At 62.7% G+C, this 17,175-nt stretch carries 12 protein-coding genes; 8 read left to right on the top strand and 4 right to left on the bottom strand.

Features of this window, described 5'->3' with window-relative positions; all coding sequences use genetic code 11:
• The first annotated feature begins 252 nt into the window (after positions 1–252).
• Both CSQ92_RS23500 and CSQ92_RS23495 read left to right on the top strand, forming a co-directional pair.
• Positions 253–6,498 (top strand): YDG domain-containing protein, encoded by a 6,246-nt coding sequence (locus CSQ92_RS23500; RefSeq protein ID WP_180277097.1) that lies wholly within the window; start codon positions 253–255, stop codon positions 6,496–6,498.
• A 4-nt stretch (positions 6,499–6,502) separates the two neighbouring features.
• Positions 6,503–8,203, top strand: coding sequence for a ShlB/FhaC/HecB family hemolysin secretion/activation protein (locus CSQ92_RS23495; RefSeq protein WP_099395534.1), 1,701 nt, complete (start codon positions 6,503–6,505; stop codon positions 8,201–8,203).
• Positions 8,204–8,635: 432 nt separating this feature from the next.
• On the opposite strand, the gene glmU is transcribed toward CSQ92_RS23495, so the two are convergent.
• Positions 8,636–10,012, bottom strand: coding sequence for a bifunctional UDP-N-acetylglucosamine diphosphorylase/glucosamine-1-phosphate N-acetyltransferase GlmU (gene glmU, locus CSQ92_RS23490; RefSeq protein WP_099395533.1), 1,377 nt, complete (start codon positions 10,010–10,012; stop codon positions 8,636–8,638).
• 25 nt (positions 10,013–10,037) lie between these two features.
• On the opposite strand from glmU, the gene CSQ92_RS23485 reads away from it, so the two are divergent.
• The 5 genes from CSQ92_RS23485 (at position 10,038) to CSQ92_RS23465 (ending at position 13,272) form a co-directional block, all read left to right on the top strand.
• Positions 10,038–10,943, top strand: coding sequence for a DUF6279 family lipoprotein (locus CSQ92_RS23485; protein WP_180277096.1), 906 nt, complete (start codon positions 10,038–10,040; stop codon positions 10,941–10,943).
• Positions 10,944–11,012: 69 nt separating this feature from the next.
• Entirely contained in the window at positions 11,013–11,672 is a 660-nt protein-coding gene (gene rsmD / locus CSQ92_RS23480; RefSeq protein WP_099395532.1) for a 16S rRNA (guanine(966)-N(2))-methyltransferase RsmD, read from the top strand.
• A 112-nt stretch (positions 11,673–11,784) separates the two neighbouring features.
• On the top strand, positions 11,785–12,282 hold the full coding sequence (coaD, locus tag CSQ92_RS23475; RefSeq protein ID WP_034752633.1) for a pantetheine-phosphate adenylyltransferase: 498 nt from the start codon (positions 11,785–11,787) through the stop codon (positions 12,280–12,282).
• A gap of 14 nt (positions 12,283–12,296) precedes the next feature.
• Positions 12,297–12,563 (top strand): YfhL family 4Fe-4S dicluster ferredoxin, encoded by a 267-nt coding sequence (locus CSQ92_RS23470; protein ID WP_034752637.1) that lies wholly within the window; start codon positions 12,297–12,299, stop codon positions 12,561–12,563.
• A gap of 112 nt (positions 12,564–12,675) precedes the next feature.
• A complete protein-coding gene (locus tag CSQ92_RS23465) occupies positions 12,676–13,272 on the top strand; it encodes a chalcone isomerase family protein (RefSeq protein ID WP_070279916.1) in 597 nt (198 codons plus the stop codon).
• 72 nt (positions 13,273–13,344) lie between these two features.
• On the opposite strand, the gene CSQ92_RS23460 is transcribed toward CSQ92_RS23465, so the two are convergent.
• The gene (locus CSQ92_RS23460; RefSeq protein ID WP_034783860.1) at positions 13,345–13,650 is read right to left on the bottom strand and encodes a hypothetical protein; all 306 of its coding nucleotides are present in this window, start codon (positions 13,648–13,650) and stop codon (positions 13,345–13,347) included.
• Between the two features lie 192 nt (positions 13,651–13,842).
• On the opposite strand from CSQ92_RS23460, the gene CSQ92_RS23455 reads away from it, so the two are divergent.
• Positions 13,843–14,823 carry a LysR family transcriptional regulator gene (locus CSQ92_RS23455; protein WP_034752642.1) on the top strand — a complete coding sequence of 327 codons (981 nt, stop codon included), beginning with the start codon at positions 13,843–13,845 and terminating at the stop codon, positions 14,821–14,823.
• 48 nt (positions 14,824–14,871) lie between these two features.
• Here the strand turns inward: CSQ92_RS23455 and CSQ92_RS23450 are convergent, their stop codons facing one another.
• Together CSQ92_RS23450 and CSQ92_RS23445 are read right to left on the bottom strand one after the other, a co-directional pair.
• Positions 14,872–16,431 carry a methyl-accepting chemotaxis protein gene (locus tag CSQ92_RS23450; RefSeq protein ID WP_099395531.1) on the bottom strand — a complete coding sequence of 520 codons (1,560 nt, stop codon included), beginning with the start codon at positions 16,429–16,431 and terminating at the stop codon, positions 14,872–14,874.
• A gap of 204 nt (positions 16,432–16,635) precedes the next feature.
• Positions 16,636–17,091, bottom strand: coding sequence for an Lrp/AsnC ligand binding domain-containing protein (locus tag CSQ92_RS23445; protein ID WP_010393827.1), 456 nt, complete (start codon positions 17,089–17,091; stop codon positions 16,636–16,638).
• Positions 17,092–17,175 lie beyond the last annotated feature (84 nt).

Here is a 17,175-nt window from a genome sequence, read left to right as displayed (position 1 = left end):
CCGCTCAGAAATTTTTGTAGCTTTTTATAACGATCGTATCTAAAAAAGCAACAAATACAGCCGCTAACGGACGCCGTCCACGCACAGCACAGGGAAAACATGTATCGCAACCAACTCGCCAGCCACCGCACCGGCCACTCCTTGTTCGCGCCGCGTTCCTGACCCGTTCTTTCCCCCTTTCCCGTTCGCGCCAGCCCGGCCATGCCCGCTGATGCGCGGGCGTTTCCCCATTCATCTCAACAAGGACATCGCATGCACCGTCACGGATCGTTGAATCACATCTACCGCCTCGTCTGGAGCCACGTCTTGAACGCCTGGGTCGCCGTCGCGGAAACCTCGCGCGGACGCGGCAAGGGCAGCCGCCGCAAACTGGCCGCGGCAGCGGCCGCCATGACGGCGCTGGCGCTGGGAGGGCCGGCGCAGGCCGCGCCCACGGGCGGGCAAGTCGTGGCAGGCACGGCCAGCATCAGCCAGCAGGGCAACAGCACCACGATCAGGCAATCGAGCCAGCAGGCAGCGCTGAACTGGAACAGTTTTAACGTGGGCGCGAATGAAACCGTCAACTTCGTCCAGCCCTCGGCCGGCGCGCTGGCCGTCAACCGCATCTTCGACAGCAATGGCACGCAAATTCTCGGCAGGGTCAACGCGAATGGCCAGGTGTACCTGATCAATCCGAACGGCGTGCTGTTCGGCCGCGGCGCGCAAGTCAATGTGGGCGGCCTAGTGGCCTCGACGCTCGACGTCGACAACGCCAGCCTGGGCGGCGCTAAGCATGCGTTTAGCGGCAATGGCACTGGCCGGGTCGTCAATGAAGGCACGCTGCGCGCAGCCGACGGCGGCTATGTCGCCCTGCTGGGCCGGCAAGTGAGCAACCACGGCAGCATTGCGGCCCACCTCGGCACGGTCGCCCTGGGCGCCGGCAGCGCCGCCACCCTGAGCTTTGACGGTGCGCGCCTGCTGCAGTTGCAGATCGACCAAAGCACCCTGAACAACCTGGCCGAGAACGGCGGCCTGATCCGCGCCGATGGCGGCCAGGTGCTGATGAGTGCAGGTGCCCGCGATTCGCTGCTGGCCAGCGTCGTCAACAACACGGGCGTCATCGAGGCGCGCGGCGTGGAACAGCGCGACGGCAGCATCATCCTGCTCGGCGGCATGAGCGCCGGCACCACCCACGTGGCCGGCACCCTGGACGCCAGCGCCGCCGCTGGCGGCAATGGCGGCTTCATCGAAACGAGCGCCGCCCAGGTGAAGATCGGCAACGACGCCCGCATCAGCATGGCAGCACCGTCGGGCCGCGCCGGCACCTGGCTGATCGACCCGGTCGACTTCACCATCGCCGCCAGCGGCGGCGACATCAGTGGCGCCGCCCTGACGAACAATCTGCGCAACGGCAATGTGGTCATCCAGAGCACGCAAGGCAGCCGCGGCACGGCGGGCGACGTGCACGTCAACGACCAGGTCAGCTGGTCGGCCAACCAGCTGACCCTGAACGCCCAGCGCAACATCAATATCAATGCCAACCTGAACGGTTCCGGCACGGCCAGCCTGGCGCTGGAATACGGCCAGGGCGCTGCTGCCGCCGGCAACACGGCCGTATATCAGCTGGGCAGCGGCGCGCAGGTGAGTTTGCCCGCCGGGCAAAACTTCAGCACCAAACTGGGCGCCGATGGCGTGCGCACCGGCTACACGGTGATTACCGCCCTGGGAGCAGCCGGCAGCGTCACTGGCACCGACTTGCAAGGCATTAATGGCAAGCTGGATGGGAATTATGTGCTGGGCGCAAACATCGACGCCTCCGCCGCAGCCGGCTGGCAGGCCGGCTGGAGCGTTGGCTTCGCGCCACTCGGCGGCGACACGGGTTTTAGCGGCGTGTTCGATGGGCTCGGCCACTCGATCAATCAACTCAGTATGAGAGCCTCGCGCAACCAGGGCAGCGGCCTGTTTTCCATCACCACCAAGAATGCCCTGATTCAGAATGTGGGCTTGAATGGCGGCAGTATCTGGGCCACGTATGTAGCCGGCGGCCTGGTCGGCACAAACGCGGGCACCATCCGCAACAGCTATGCTGCGCTCGACGTCGATAGCTACTCCGTCAGCGGCGGTCTGGTGGCGCGCAACAATGGCAGCATCGACAATAGCCACGCCACCGGCACCGTCAGGAGCCAGGCTCAGACAGGTGGCCTGGTCGGCAACAATAGCGGCAGCATCAGCAACAGCTATGCCACGGGAAGCGTGGCGGGCCAGACTTATATTGGCGGCCTGATTGGCATCAACTGGGGCAGTGTCGGCACCAGCTTCGCCACGGGCCGCCTGGTCCTCACCGATGGCGGCAGCGGCGTCGGCGGCCTGATTGGCAGTAATGCCTATTCCAACAAGGTCAGCAACAGTTTCTGGTCCATCAGCGGCACTGGCCAGGCCAGCTCGAGTGGCGGCACTGGCTTGACGGATGCGCAAATGCGCACGGCCAGCAGTTTTACGGGATTCAATTTCACCACCACGCCTGGCGCAACGGGCAACAACTGGGTGCTGGTCAACGTGGACGGCGGTCTGAACAATACCGGTGGCGCGGCCGGCGCCACATATCCGATGCTGGCATCCGAGTACTCGACCACCATCCAGAATGCCCACCAACTGCAATTGATGGCCATGGCGCCAGGCGCCGCGTATGTGCTGGGTAGCAACATCGACGCCAGCGGCACGGCGAACGGCAAGGATGTCTGGGGCGGCGCCGGCTTCGTTCCCGTCGGCACGCGCCACAACGCGTTCACAGGAAGCCTGGATGGCCAGGGCCATACCATCAGCGGCCTGTATATCAACCGCCCCAGCGACGACTATGCGGGCCTGATCGGCTATACAGACAGGACTTCGCTCATCAGCAATATCGGCCTGCTCGGTGGCAGCGTCAACGGCGCCTTCGCCGTCGGCAGCCTGGTCGGTTCGAATGCAGGTCTGGTCAGCAATAGCTACGCAACGACGACCGTCAACGGGGAAAGCAGTGTCGGTGGCCTGGTGGGCGAGAATTTCGACGGCACCATCAGCGCCAGCCATGCCAGCGGCACCGTCAGCGGCAGCAGTGGCAAAGTGGGGGGCTTGGCCGGGCAGAATAGCGGCAGCATCATCGACAGCTATGCCAGCGGCAATGCCAGCGGCTTGCGCAATATCGGCGGCCTGGTAGGGGATAATCGCGGCTATGATGGTGCTGTCGCCAGCGTGCGCGGCAGCTATGCCAACGGCAATGTCACGGCCACCGAAGACAATGCGGGCGGCCTGGTCGGCTACAACAAGAGCGGTACGATTGCCGACAGTTACGCCAGCGGCGCGGTGAGCGGTGACCGCGATGTGGGCGGCTTGCTCGGTTACAATTCCCGCTCGACCGATAGCGTCAGCAACAGCTACGCGACGGGCGACGTGCACGGCAATGCCAGCACGGGCGCCCTGGTCGGCTACAACGCGGGCGTGGTACGCGACAGTTTCTGGCGCGGCGAGTCCCTGGCAGCCGGCATCGCCGAGAACGAAGGCACGCTGAGCAATGTGCGCGGCCTGAGCGCTGCGCAGATGCGTTCGCAAGCCAGCTTCGACGGCTGGGACCTGGCGTCCACCGCCGGCAGCCATGCCATCTGGCGCATCTATGAAGGCCAGACAGCACCGCTGCTGCGCAGCTTCCTGACCGCCCTGACCGTCACCTCGGATGCTGTCAGCAAGACCTACGATGGGAAAAGTTATGCGGGCGGCCTGTCCAATGCCCGTTATTCGGTCGCCGGCGCTGCCGGTTCCGGGCAAATCTTTTCCTCAAACAATAGCCTGTACGGCGCCATCCGCGATGCCGGTCTCTACAACTCCGTCGGCACCTACCTGTATTCCGGCCAACAAGGGTATGACATCGATCTGCAGGCGGGCGCCCTGACGATCAACCGGGCCGTCATCAGTCTGAACGGCACGCGCACCTATGACGGCAGCGCCAGCATGGCGGCCGGTCTGCTGACACTGAACGGCCTGGTGCAAGGCGAGAACCTGATGCTGGCGGGTAGCGGTATCCTCGACAACAAAAACGCGGGTGGAAAAAAGGCCATGGCCAACGGCACGCTGGCGCTGGCGGACGGCAGCACGGGCCAGGCCAGCAACTACACCTTGGAGGGCGGCAAGCACAGCGCCACCATCAACCGCGCCACGCTGAATGTGCAGGGCGTGGGAGCGGCCAATAAAGTCTATGACGCTGGCACGGGCGCCACCCTGACGGGCAAGGCCGGCGTGCAGGCGCTGGGCGATGACCAGCTCAGCGTAACCGGAGGCACCGCCCGTTTTGCCGACAAGAACGCCGGCATGGGCAAGACTGTCACCCTCAGCGGCTTTACCTTGCAGGGCGCGGATGCGGCCAACTATGTGCTGGTGCAGCCGAACAACGTCACGGCCGACATCGGCAAGGCCAGCGTGGCAGTAACCGGCGTAGGCGCGGCAAATAAAATCTATGACGCCACCACCGACGCCACCTTGACGGGCGAAGCCAGCGTACAAGCGCTGGGCGGCGACCAGTTGAGCGTGGCCGGCGGCGTGGCCCGTTTTGCCGACAAGAACGCAGGTCAGGGCAAGACCGTCATCGTTGATGGCTACAGCCTGCAGGGTGCGGATGCGGATGCGGATGCGGCCAACTATGTACTGGTGCAGCCGAGCAACGTCACGGCCGACATCGGCAAGGCTACTGTCACCGTGAGCGGCGTGGGCGCGGCAAACAAAGTGTATGACGCCACCACGGCCGCCACACTGACAGGCAAGGCCAGCGTGCTGGCGCTGGGCGGCGATGAACTGCGCGTCGCCGGCGGCAGCGCATCTTTTGCCGACAAGAACGCCGGCAGCGCCAAGACTGTTACCCTCGACGGCTTTATCTTGCAGGGTGCGGACGCGGCCAACTATGTGCTGGTGCAGCCGGGCAAGGTCACGGCCGACATCGGCAATGCTACTGTCACCGTGAGCGGCGTGGGCGCGGCAAACAAAGTGTATGACGCCACCACCGGCGCCACCCTGACGGGCACGGCCAACGTAACGGCGCTGGGCGATGACCGGCTTGGTGTGACGGGCGGCAATGCCCGCTTTGCCGACAAGAACGCCGGAACAGGCAAAACCGTCACCCTCGACGGCTTTGTCTTGCAAGGCGCGGATGCGGCCAACTATGTGCTGGTGCAACCGAACAACATCACGGCCGATATCGGCAAGGCCAGCGTGGTCATCACTGGCGTGGCTGCGGCGAATAAAGTCTATGACGCCACCACCGGCGCCACCCTGACGGGCACGGCCAAAGTGACGGCGCTGGGCGACGACCAGCTCGGCGTGACGGGCGGCAATGCCCGCTTTGCCGACAAGAACGCCGGCAGCGCCAAGACTGTTACCCTCGACGGCTTTGCCTTGCAAGGCGCGGACGCCGGCAACTATGACCTGACGCAACCGGGCAAGGTTACGGCCGATATCGGCAAGGCCAGCGTGGTCATCACTGGCGTGGCTGCGGCGAATAAAGTCTACGACGCCACGACGGGCGCCACCCTGACGGGCACGGCCAAAGTGACGGCGCTGGGCAGCGACCAGCTTGGCGTGACGGGCGGCAATGCCCGCTTTGCCGACAAGCACGCCGGAACAGGCAAAACCGTCACCCTCGACGGCTTTGCCTTGCAAGGCGCGGACGCGGGCAACTATGAGCTCGTGCAACCGGGCAAGGTCACGGCCGACATCGGCAAGGCCAGCGTGGTCATCACTGGCGTGGCTGCGGCGAATAAAGTCTACGACGCCACCACCGGCGCCACCCTGACGGGCACGGCCAAAGTAACGGCACTGGGCAGCGACGAATTGCGCGTGACGGGCGGCACGGCATTCTTTGCCGACAAGCATGCCGGCAGCGCCAAGACCGTCATCATCGATGGTTACATCTTGCAAGGCGCGGACGCGGCTAACTACACCATCGTCCAGCCCGGCAACATCACGGCCGATATCGCCAAGGCCAGCTTGCTGTATACGGCCACGGCTACCAGCCTGACGGGCGGCCGCACGCCCGATGGCTTGAGCGGCAAGGTCAGCGGCTTGCTGGGCGGCGATACCCTGGCCGATGCCACCAGCGGCACCCTGGCCTGGACCAGCCCGGCCACGGCCAGCAGTCCGGCTGGCAATTACGCCATCAGCGGCAGCGGCCTGGCTTCCAACGACTATGCCTTCATACAAGCCGAGGGCAATGCCGGCGCCCTGACCCTGACGTCGGCCAGCCTGCCGCCGCCGGCCCAGGCAGCCGTGGTGCAACTGCAGGCGCAAGTGCTGGGCAGCTTTGCCGATACGCGTCCCGGCACGCTGGCGGCCGCGCCCACCATCACCGTCACGCAGACGGATGCCCCGGCAGGCACGGCTGCCGCCAGCAATGCCTTGCCAAACACCACCATGCAGATCGGCAGCCGCGGCCCGGCCCTGCAAGTCGTCTTGGGCGGCGTCAAGCTGCCCGCCAACATGCTCAACGTAAATCAATAACACCATGACTCATTCATCGACTCCGCGACACCTGCTGCAACAACCGTTGCTGTCCCTGCTGCTGCTGGCCTTCGCGCCATGCGCCGCCGCCCAGACCACCCCGGCCGTGCCCGACGCGGGCGCCATCCTGCGCCAGTTGCAACCGGCCACGCCCGCCAACGTGCCCCCCGGCGCGCCAGCGCTGCGCATCGAACAGAAAGAGGGCGCGCCGCTGCCCGCCAGCGTGCCATTTCTCGTCACGCAGATCGACATCAGCGGCAATAGCGCGTTCGACACGGCCACCTTGCAGGTGCTCGTCGCCAGCGCCCACGGCACGACCCTGTCCCTGGAGCAGCTGGGCGAACTGGCGGCCCGCATCACCAGCTACTACCGCGCCCATGGCTATCCGCTGGCGCGCGCCATCGTGCCTGCCCAGACCATCCGCCAAGGCATCGTGCGCATCGAGGTACTCGAAGCGCGCTATGGCCAGGTGGGCATCGCCAATCAGAGCGACGTCAGCGACGCCTTGCTGAATGCCACGTTGGCGCCGCTGCAAGCGGGCCAGACCATCAGCCAGGCGGAACTCGACCGCAGCTTGCTGTTGCTGTCCGACATACCGAACGTGGCCATCACGGCCACGCTCAAGCCCGGCGCCGAGGTCGGCAGCTCCGACCTGCTGGTCGATGCCTGGTCCGGTCCGCGCATGGCTGGCGCTGCCTTCCTCGACAACAATGGCAACCGTTACACGGGCCGCGCCCGCCTTGGCGCCACCGTGTACCTGTACAACCCGCTGCACCAGGGCGACGTGGCCAGCGCCAGCGTGCTCAGCTCGGGCAAGGGCATGTCGTATGCGCGTCTCGGCTATGACCTGCTGCTGAACGGCGCCGGCACGCGCGCCGGGGTGGCCATGTCCGCCTTGCGCTACCGCCTGCAAGGCGCCATGCGCCCGCTGGAAGCGCATGGCACGGCCCAGGTCGCCAGTGGCTGGCTGCGCCATCCGCTGCTGCGCAGCCGCGATGCGAACATGTCCATCCAGCTGCAATATGATCAGGTGCACTTGCGCGACCGCATCGACGCCAGCGCCATGCGCAGTGACCGCCGCCTGGACAACTTGAGCGCGACCCTCGGCGGCGACGTCCGCGATGCTGCCCTGGCCGGCGCCATCACCAGCTGGAGCGTGGCCGCGACAGCCGGCAAGCTCGACATCACCGACCCGCTGGCGCGCCTGAACGACGCGTTCAGCGCACGCAGCCATGGCAATTACGCGAAATGGAACGTCAACCTGTCGCGCCTGCAAAACCTGGACCAGCGCAATGCCGTGTATCTGACCGTCGCCGGGCAGTGGGCGGACGGCAACCTCGACTCGTCCGAAAAGATGAGCGTGGGCGGGCCGTACACGGTGCGCGCGTATGACGTGGGCGCGGCAGCTGGCGACCTCGGCTATTTTGGCAGCGCGGAATGGCGGCATGAACTCAGCGCCAGCGAAGCGGGACAATGGCAAGCCGTGGCCTTCCTCGACAGCGCGCGCGTGACGGTGAACCAGCAGCGCTGGTCGGCTGGCCCGAACAGCGCGCGCCTGCACGGCGCCGGGCTGGGCGTGAACTGGGCGGGCGGGCAGCAGTGGAATGCCCGCGCATATGTCGCCAAGCCCATCGGCGGCACGCCAGTCCTGCTGGCGTCGCGCAGCGCGGCCCGCCTGTGGGTCGAACTGAATCGCCGCTTCTGATGCGGCAATGACAGCCGGAAGCCTGTTTTCGGCTGTCATTTGATCAAGCACAAGGCTTATCCACCAGCTTTCCACTAGCTATGCAGCGCTTTTCCACAAGCTTACCCACAGCAAGGCCAGGGATACTCACGGCAAAAACGCAGTTATCCCCACTTGTACCCATACTATCCAGCGCTTATCCGCAGACTTACGCACAGACTTATCCACAATACGCCGAAAAAGGCGATTACATCGCTAGCAAGCCGCTGGAATCAGCAGAAAAGGCAGCGACAAGCGCATGGCGGGCCAGATTGAAAAACTTGCCAACAGCTTATGCGCAAGCTTGCGCACAGGCTTATGCCCCACTTGTGCAGGGGCTTGCCCACAGAGTTATCCACATACAAAAAAGGCAGGCCGGGCGGCCTGCCTGTGTGCAAGGGCTGACTGCGCCGCTTACTTCTTGATTTTCACGGGACGCGTCCAACCGTCGATGGTCACTTGCCGCGCGCGCGAAACGGTCAGCTTGCCGGCCGGCGCATCTTTCGACAAGGTCGTGCCGGCGCCCAGGGTGGCGCCCTTGCCGACGGTGACGGGGGCGATCAGCTGGCTGTCGCTGCCAATGAAGGCATCGTCTTCAATCACCGTGCGGAACTTGTTTACGCCATCGTAGTTGCAGGTGATCGTGCCGGCGCCGATGTTGACCTTCGAGCCAATGGTGGCGTCGCCGATGTAGGCCAGGTGGTTGGCCTTGCTGTGCGCGGCGATCTGGCTGTTTTTCACTTCGACGAAGTTACCGATGTGAACGTCTTCCGCCAGGACCGTGCCCGGGCGCAGGCGCGCGTACGGGCCGATGATGGAAGCGGCGCCGACGACGGCATCCTCGATATGGCAGAAGGGCTTGATGTGCGCGCCAGCGGCCACCGTGGCATTGATGAAGACGTTGTTGGCGCCCACGCGCACGCCATCGCCCAGTTCGACTCTGCCTTCGAACACGCAGCCGACATCGATGGTGACATCGCGGCCGCAAATCAGTTCGCCGCGCACGTCGATGCGGGCCGGATCGAGCAGGGTCACGCCCCGTTCCAGCAGCGCTTGCGCGATATTGTTCTGGTGGATGCGTTCGAGCTGGGCCAGCTGCACCTTGCTGTTGACGCCCGCCACTTCCCACACGGCAGCCGGGTGGGCCGACGTGACGGCCACGCCATCGGCGACAGCCTGGGCAACGATATCGGTCAGATAGTATTCCCCTTGGGCATTGTCGTTCGACAAGGCCGACAGCCATTGTTTCAGTTGTACGGTGGGCGCGACCATGATGCCGCTGTTGATTTCCTTGATGGCGCGCTCTTCTGGCGTGGCATCCTTTTCCTCGACGATGCGCACGATGGCGCCGTGCTCGCGCACGATGCGGCCCAGGCCAAAGGGATCGTCCTGTTCCACGGTCAAAATGGCCAGCTTGTCCTGGCCGGCCGCCTGCACCAGCTGCTGCAGGGAAACGGCGCTGGTCAGCGGTACGTCGCCGTACAGGATCAGGGTCGGCACGCTGTCATCGAGCAAAGGCAGCGCTTGTTGCACGGCATGACCGGTACCCAGTTGCTGCGCCTGCTCGGCGGCGTCGATCTGCACGCCATGGTTCACCTTGTAGCCCTCGAGCAACTTCAGCACCGCTGCGCCCCCATGCCCATAAATCACGCATAATCGGGACGGCGCCAGGCCACGCGCCGTGTCGATGACGTGCGACAACAGCGGCTTGCCCGCCAACGGGTGCAATACCTTGGGCAGTGCCGACTGCATGCGTTTGCCCATACCGGCAGCGAGAATGACAACGTTCATAGACCGTCTTTTATAAGTTAAGAATATGAAAAAGTTTAACACGCAGGCCCCGTTTTCCACGCCCTTTGGCCGTTTTACTTATGCCCTGCTGGCCATCCTGCTCGTCGTCATGGCCGGCTGCAGCGGCTTGCGTCTGGCCTACAACAATGGCGATACCGTACTGTACTGGTGGCTGAACGCGTATGTCGACCTGGACCGCGACCAGAAGGGCTGGGTGCGCGACGATATCGACAAGCTGTTCGACTGGCACCGCAAGACGCAATTGAAGGATTACGTGGAAATCCTGCGCACGGGCCAGAAGCAGCTGCAAGGCAATACCACGCAGGCAGACCTAATGGCGGACTACAGCGAGATCAAGCAGCGCACCCAGGCGCTGCTGCTGAAAGCTGCGCCCGAGCTGGCCGACCTGGCGCGCTCGCTCAAGCCCGAGCAGATCGCGCAGATGGAAAAGAAGTTCAAGTCGAACAATGATGATTACCGCAAGAAATACCTGAGCGGTGACCAGGAAAAGCGCCAGAAACTGCGCTACAAGAAAGCCATGGAGCAATTCGAACTGTGGTTCGGCAGCTTCAGCAGCGAACAGGAAGCCATCATCCGCAAGGCATCCGACGCGCGTCCGCTGAACAATGAGATCTGGCTCGACGAGCGCATGCGGCGCCAGCAGAATGTGTTGAACCTGGTCAAGAAAGTCCACCAGGAAAAACTCGGCAAGGAAGCCAGCGCAGCCCTGATCACGACCCTGATCAAGGACAGTTTCGAGCGCCTCGAACATTCGGAGCGCAAGGCCTTCTTCGATGCCTACGAAAGCAGCACGGCGCAGATGGTCTTGACGGTGATCAAGATCGCCACGCCGGCGCAAAAGACCCATGCTGTCAAGCGCATGCAGGGCTGGATCGACGATTTCAATTCCCTGGCCACGCAACCCAAATAGAGCGGCAGCGCCAGCAGGGGGGAGGGGGCCATATGCTATAGTGGCCGCCACCGAATTGAAGAAATCCCCATGCAAAAGAAAATAAAAAAAACCGCCAAAGTCCCCGTCCACCACGCGCCGCCACCGAACCAGGTACGCATCATCGGCGGCCAGTGGAAGCGTTCCGTGCTGCCTGTTTTGCAGGCACTGGGCTTGCGCCCGACGCCGGACCGCGTGCGCGAAACCGTGTTCAACTGGATCAATCACTTGCGCGACGGCGACTGGGCCCATGCCCAGGTGCTGGACCTGTTCGCCGGCAGCGGCGCGCTGGGTTTTGAAGCGGCCAGCCGCGGCGCCGCCACCGTCACCATGGTCGATACGCATACGCCCGTGATCCGCCAGCTGGAAGAGAACAAGGTGAAATTGCGCGCCGACAACGTGCAACTGCTGCGCGGCGACGCCCTGCTGACGGCGCAAGGCCTGGCATCGCGCGGCCAGCGTTTCGACCTGATCTTCCTCGATCCACCATACCAGCAGGATTTCCTGGCGAAAGTGCTGCCACTGTGCGCCAACCTGCTCACGGAAGGCGGCATGGTGTACGCGGAATCGGGCTTGCCGCTGGTCTTCGATGCAGCCAGCGCACTGGAAAAACCCGAGTGGATGGCGCCGTGGGAAGTCATCCGCGCCGACAAGGCGGGCACCGTCTATTATCATTTGCTAACTTACAACAAAGTGCCTGCAACTGCCTGAATCTGCCTATAAATGAGGCAAAAAGGCTCCCTGGCCCGAGGCGCAGCACCAAGGTAGTCACCAATTTCAGGCATAATGCGCGTCTATATTGGTGCATCGTCAGGGAGCCGCAATGGTTGTAGCCGTTTATCCAGGAACATTCGATCCGCTCACGCGCGGTCATGAAGATTTGGTGCGCCGCGCATCGGGTCTGTTTGACAAGCTGATCGTCGGTGTGGCCGACAGCAAGAACAAGCAGCCGTTTTTCTCGCTCGACGAACGCCTGGAAATCGCTAACGAAGTGCTCGGCCATTACCCAAATGTGCAAGTGGAAAGCTTTTCCGGCCTGCTCAAGGATTTCGTGCGCAAGCATGAAGCGCGAGTCATCGTGCGCGGCTTGCGCGCCGTCTCCGACTTCGAATACGAATTCCAGATGGCGGGCATGAACCGCTACCTGCTGCCCGATGTCGAAACCATGTTCCTGACGCCATCCGACCAGTACCAATTCATTTCGGGCACCATCGTGCGCGAAATCGCGGCGCTGGGCGGCGACGTCTCCAAGTTTGTCTTCCCCTCGGTGAACCGCTGGCTGCAAAACAAGATTGCCGCCAACGCTGCATCATCGCAATAAGTAAGAGTGAAATCATGGCATTACTGATCACCGACGAATGCATCAATTGCGACATTTGCGAGCCCGAGTGCCCGAATGATGCGATCTACATGGGCGCGGAAATCTACGAAATCGATCCCAACAAATGCACCGAATGCGTGGGCCACTTTGACGAGCCACAATGCCAGCAAGTGTGCCCCGTCAGCTGCATCCCCTTCAATCCCGCCTGGCGCGAAAGCCCGGAGCAATTGATGGCCAAGTACGAACGCCTGCAGGCGGAACTTCCCGCCGCAAAAACCTGAGCATTTCTCCCGCGCCACTTCTGGGCCACTTCTGCGTGGCGCCAGCTTCTGCCAACTGTTCTACACTGTGTGCTGACTTATCCACAGCCCATGGTTTCCACGGAGGTAGAAGATGCAAATATGCACATCGCGTTTGGGCCGCTCCCTCGCTGCCGTCGGCCTGTGCGCCGCCCTGGCACAAGCAGCGCTGGCCGTCGAGATCGGCGGCGTCAAGCTGGACGACACGGTACAGCTGGCCAGCCGCGAGTTGAAACTCAACGGCGCCGGCGTGCGCTACAAGGTCATCTTCAAGGTCTACACGATTGCGCTGTACCTGCCGGAAAAGAAAACCCAGCTGGCCGACATCCTGGCGCTGCCCGGGCCGCGCCGCCTGGAAATCGTCATGCTGCGCGACATCACCTCGGACGAGCTGGGACAAGCCTTCATGCAGGGCTTGAAGCGCAGCTCCGACCAGGCCGACCGCACGCGCCTGCTGAGCCAGACGATGCAGTTCGGCGCCATGTTCGAAATGGTGCCCGGCCTGAAAAAGGGCGACATTCTCACCGTGGACTGGCTGCCGGAAGAGGGCACGTTGTGCAAGCTGAACGGCAAGCAGGTGGGCGACATGGTGCCGGACCTGGCCTTCTATAATGCGCTGCTGAAAATCTGGATCGGCGCCCACCCGGCCGACACCTTGTTGCGCGCGCATTTGCTGGGCGACATGGCCTGAAGCGGCCTGAACGAAAACGCGGGCGTAAAAAAGCCGGCTCGCGCCGGCTTGTCATCTGCAACAGTTGATCGCTCAGGCGCGCGTCGACAGGGCACGCAGCTCGGCGGCATTGCTTGGCGACACGCCATCCATCTTGCCCAGGGTGCGCTTCAAGGCTTGCGCTTCGCGCATCTGCTGGCGCGCCAGGCGCTCTTCGCGGCTCAGCTTGGGACGCACCAGCAGCACCATGGCGCGGGCGATCCCCACCAGCAAAGGCTTGAACAGCAGGGCGAAGGCGCCCACGGCCACGATCACCAGCACGAGTTGCAGGGCATTCAGCAGGGAAATCTCCAGCACGGGTGCGGATACTGCGTACAGGGCGGAGGCGAAGGTAGACATAGTGTTCCAGTGCATTATAGAATTTGCCAGTACTATAGTGCAGTGCAACATATAAATCTAATTCCATTTCTTGATACCAATTATATGAATCATGAATGGAAAACTGTAATATTTTTTTACGAGTGAAAATATTCGTGCCCGGCGCGGTTTACACTCTTAAGTAATCAATTCAACTTTTATCTTGGGCTTTCCATGAGTTTTCTGACGCTGGATCTGAACTTGCTGCGTGTTTTCGACGCCGTCATGACGGAACAAAACCTGACGCGCGCAGCCGGCCACCTGGCGATGACGCAGCCGGCGGTATCGAACGCCATCAAACGCCTGCGCGAGAGCCTCGGTGACGAATTGCTGATCCGCACGGCGTACGGCGTGAAACCCACGCCCCGCGCCGAAGCGCTGTGGCCATCCGTGCGCTCGGCCCTGGCCAGCCTGGAAGCGGCCGTCACGCCGGAGACCTTCGACGTGTCGAAAACCCACGCCACCTTCCGCATGGCCATGGCCGACGCGACGGCCGCGTTCTGGCTGCCTTCGCTGATGCGCTCGATCGAACGGGAAGCGCCCGGCGTCAACGTGCGCATGATGCCGCTGACCACGCGTGAACCGCGCCCGATGCTGCTGCGCGGCGACATCGACCTGGCCGTGGGCTTCTTTCCCGGCGTGGCGGCGCAACTGTCGAGCGAAACGGGTTCGCCCATCCGCCATGAACGCCTGTATTCCGGCAAGTATGTGTGCGTGATGCGGCGCGGCCATCCGCTGGCCGACAAGGAATTGACCCTGGATAACTACTGCGCGGCGAACCATTTATTGGTGAGCTTTTCCGGCCGCGCGCATGGCTTGATCGACGAGGCGCTGTCGCAGATCCACCGCGAACGGCGCATCCTGTTGACGGTCAACCAGTTCTTTACCGCTGGGCGGGTCGTCGCCAATTCCGACCTGATCACGGTCTTGCCGCGCCACCTGATCGCCTCGACAGGCATGACGGAATCCCTGCTGTACAAGGATTTGCCATTGACCCTGCCAGCCGTCCACCTGGACATGCTGTGGCACGAGCGCGACGCCCGCAGCCCCGCCCACAAATGGCTGCGCAACCACCTGGAAAGCATGAACACGCCCACCCTGCGCACGGCCACGGCAGCCGGCGGCGGCGTGGCGCCCAAGCCGCATATTGAATAAGTGTTCTACCGGCACAAAAAAACGCCTGATGAAACATCAGGCGTTTTTTTATGCGTGACTGCTGGAGCGGTAACCGATTCTGAAACCGCCCCAGTGCTTGCCATCGACGTGGATGGGCACGGATAAATCGTGCATGACTTCGCCCGTGTCGCGTTTATAGGTCTGCAACAGGAACGCCCTGGTGTTGCTGCCGCAGCGCTTGCCCGTGCGGTCGCTGAAGATGCGTTTGGTACGGTTATTCACGATATCCGTGGCGTAGTCGCCCGTCAGCGGCTGGGAAAACTTCTTGTTGTGCGTCGGGAAATATCCATTGTTGTCAACGGCACCCGCGTAGGCCAGGTGCGGCAGGGCGGCCAGCACGCCTTCCTGCACATCCGGCAGCACTTTGTCCGTAAACGCGTCGAACTTCGTGTTGTGCTTGGGTGGATTGGTATTCGGGATGGGGCGGTAGTGGCGGTCGAAGAGGGCTTCGCGCGTGATGCGCCCCGACGCGATGGCTTGCTCGAAGAGTTTGCCCACGTCGCGCGCGGCGCGCTGGGCCGCCTCGCGGATCTCGTCGTGCGGCGTGGCCACGCTCGATTCGCCGAGGGCGCCGGCGATCACTTCGGCCCGCTCGGCCAGGGCCATGGCCGACTGTGTGGCGCGCGGCAATTCGGCGTTCGTCGACAGCATGCTGTCGCGGATTTGCAGGATGGCATCGGCGATCACTTGCGTCGTGTCGACGTGTTCGCGCGAGGCGCGGGCGATTTGCCCGATCTCGTCTTCCGACACGCCCGACGATTCCTCGATATGGCTGAGCGATGCATGCACGCTTTCCACATTGCGCGCCGCTTCCGTGACGCCGGCCGCCAGCGAACTCATGCCACGCGCAGCTTTTTCCGACTGTTCATTGATTTCGCGCACCATCACGCTGATTTCATCGGAGGCTTCTTTGGTGCGCTGCGCCAGTTGCCGCACTTCCCCGGCCACGACGGCAAAACCGCGTCCATGTTCGCCGGCACGCGCCGCCTCGATGGCGGCGTTCAGCGCCAGCAAGTTGGTGCGCGCGGAAATATCGGAAATGGCTTCCGTGAAACCCGTGATGCGTTTGGATTTTTCCTGCAAGCTCAGCATGGTACTGGAAGCGCCTTGCGCTTCTTCGCGTGCCTTATTGATGCGCTGCAAGCCCTGGTCCACTTCGGCGCGCGCCGCCACGCTTTCCACGCGCACGCCGGCGGCCACCTTGGCTGCCCGCTCCGCATTGGCGGCGATCTTTTCCGTCATCACGGCATTTTGTACGGAACTGTCGGCGATGTCGCTGGCCGTGCGCACATCGAGTTCCACCTTCTGTTTGACGGAATCGACAAAATACGAGGTTTCCGCCGCGCCGATCATGATGGCGTCGATGGCGTTGCCCACCGTGTCGGCGAACTGATGCAAGCCTGGCTCGCCGCGCGCACGGCCGGCAAACGCCAGCAGCGCGGCGCCGATGGCGGCGGCCACGCAGGCGATCAGATACGGATGTTCGCCGCCCGAGAGCAGCAGCAGATAGGCCAGGCAACAGGCCACGGCCATGGCCAGGATCGTGAATACAAAGAAACGCACCAGCTGATGCTGCAACTGCTTCATTTGTCCCCCGCTGCGCGAACCCGTCACGTCCCGTTGAGGGGACGTGCTGTAACCGTATGCGGGTGGGCACGATTGCCCACCTTGCACCCTGAACGTAACGTCTGCGCGGCGTTTCAGGCGGCTACCGGGTAGCAGAATTGTAGTTCTACCCTACAACATTTGTTCCGATAGCTCAATCAGAAAAGTAGGGCGGCTACACCAAGGTCACTTAATTGGCAATTTGGTGGTGTTTTTGACCTCTTCCATGACGGCATAAGTGTGGGTTTCCCGCACACCTTTCTGCAACAGCGTCTTGCCCAGGAATTCGCGGTAGGCGGCCATATCCTTGACGCGCGCCTTGACCAGGTAATCGAAACCGCCAGCCACCATATGACATTCCAGTACCTCTGGAATGATTTGTACGCTATGCTTGAAGGCATCGAACACTTCCGGTGTCGTACGATCAAGCACGACTTCGATGAACACCAGCAGCGACACGTCGAGCAGCTGCGGGTTCAACTGGGCCGTATAGCCCATGATGTAACCGGATTCGTGCAACTTGCGCACGCGCTCCAGGCAGGCCGCCGGCGACAGGTTCACGCGCGCGGCCAGCTCCACATTGCTGATGCGTCCATCGCTCTGCAATTCCATCAAGATTTTCTTACTGATCTTGTCCAGCATTCCTATCACCCCCAAATTAATATTATTTGGTTAAATTGTCGCATCAAAAACTATCTATTGCTAGTCCCCTCTATTACCAGAATT

The organism is Janthinobacterium sp. BJB446 (genome assembly GCF_002735655.1).
In the GTDB taxonomy this organism is placed as follows: Bacteria; Pseudomonadota; Gammaproteobacteria; order Burkholderiales; family Burkholderiaceae_D; genus Janthinobacterium; species Janthinobacterium lividum.
This window is presented reverse-complemented; position numbering and strand designations above follow the sequence as displayed.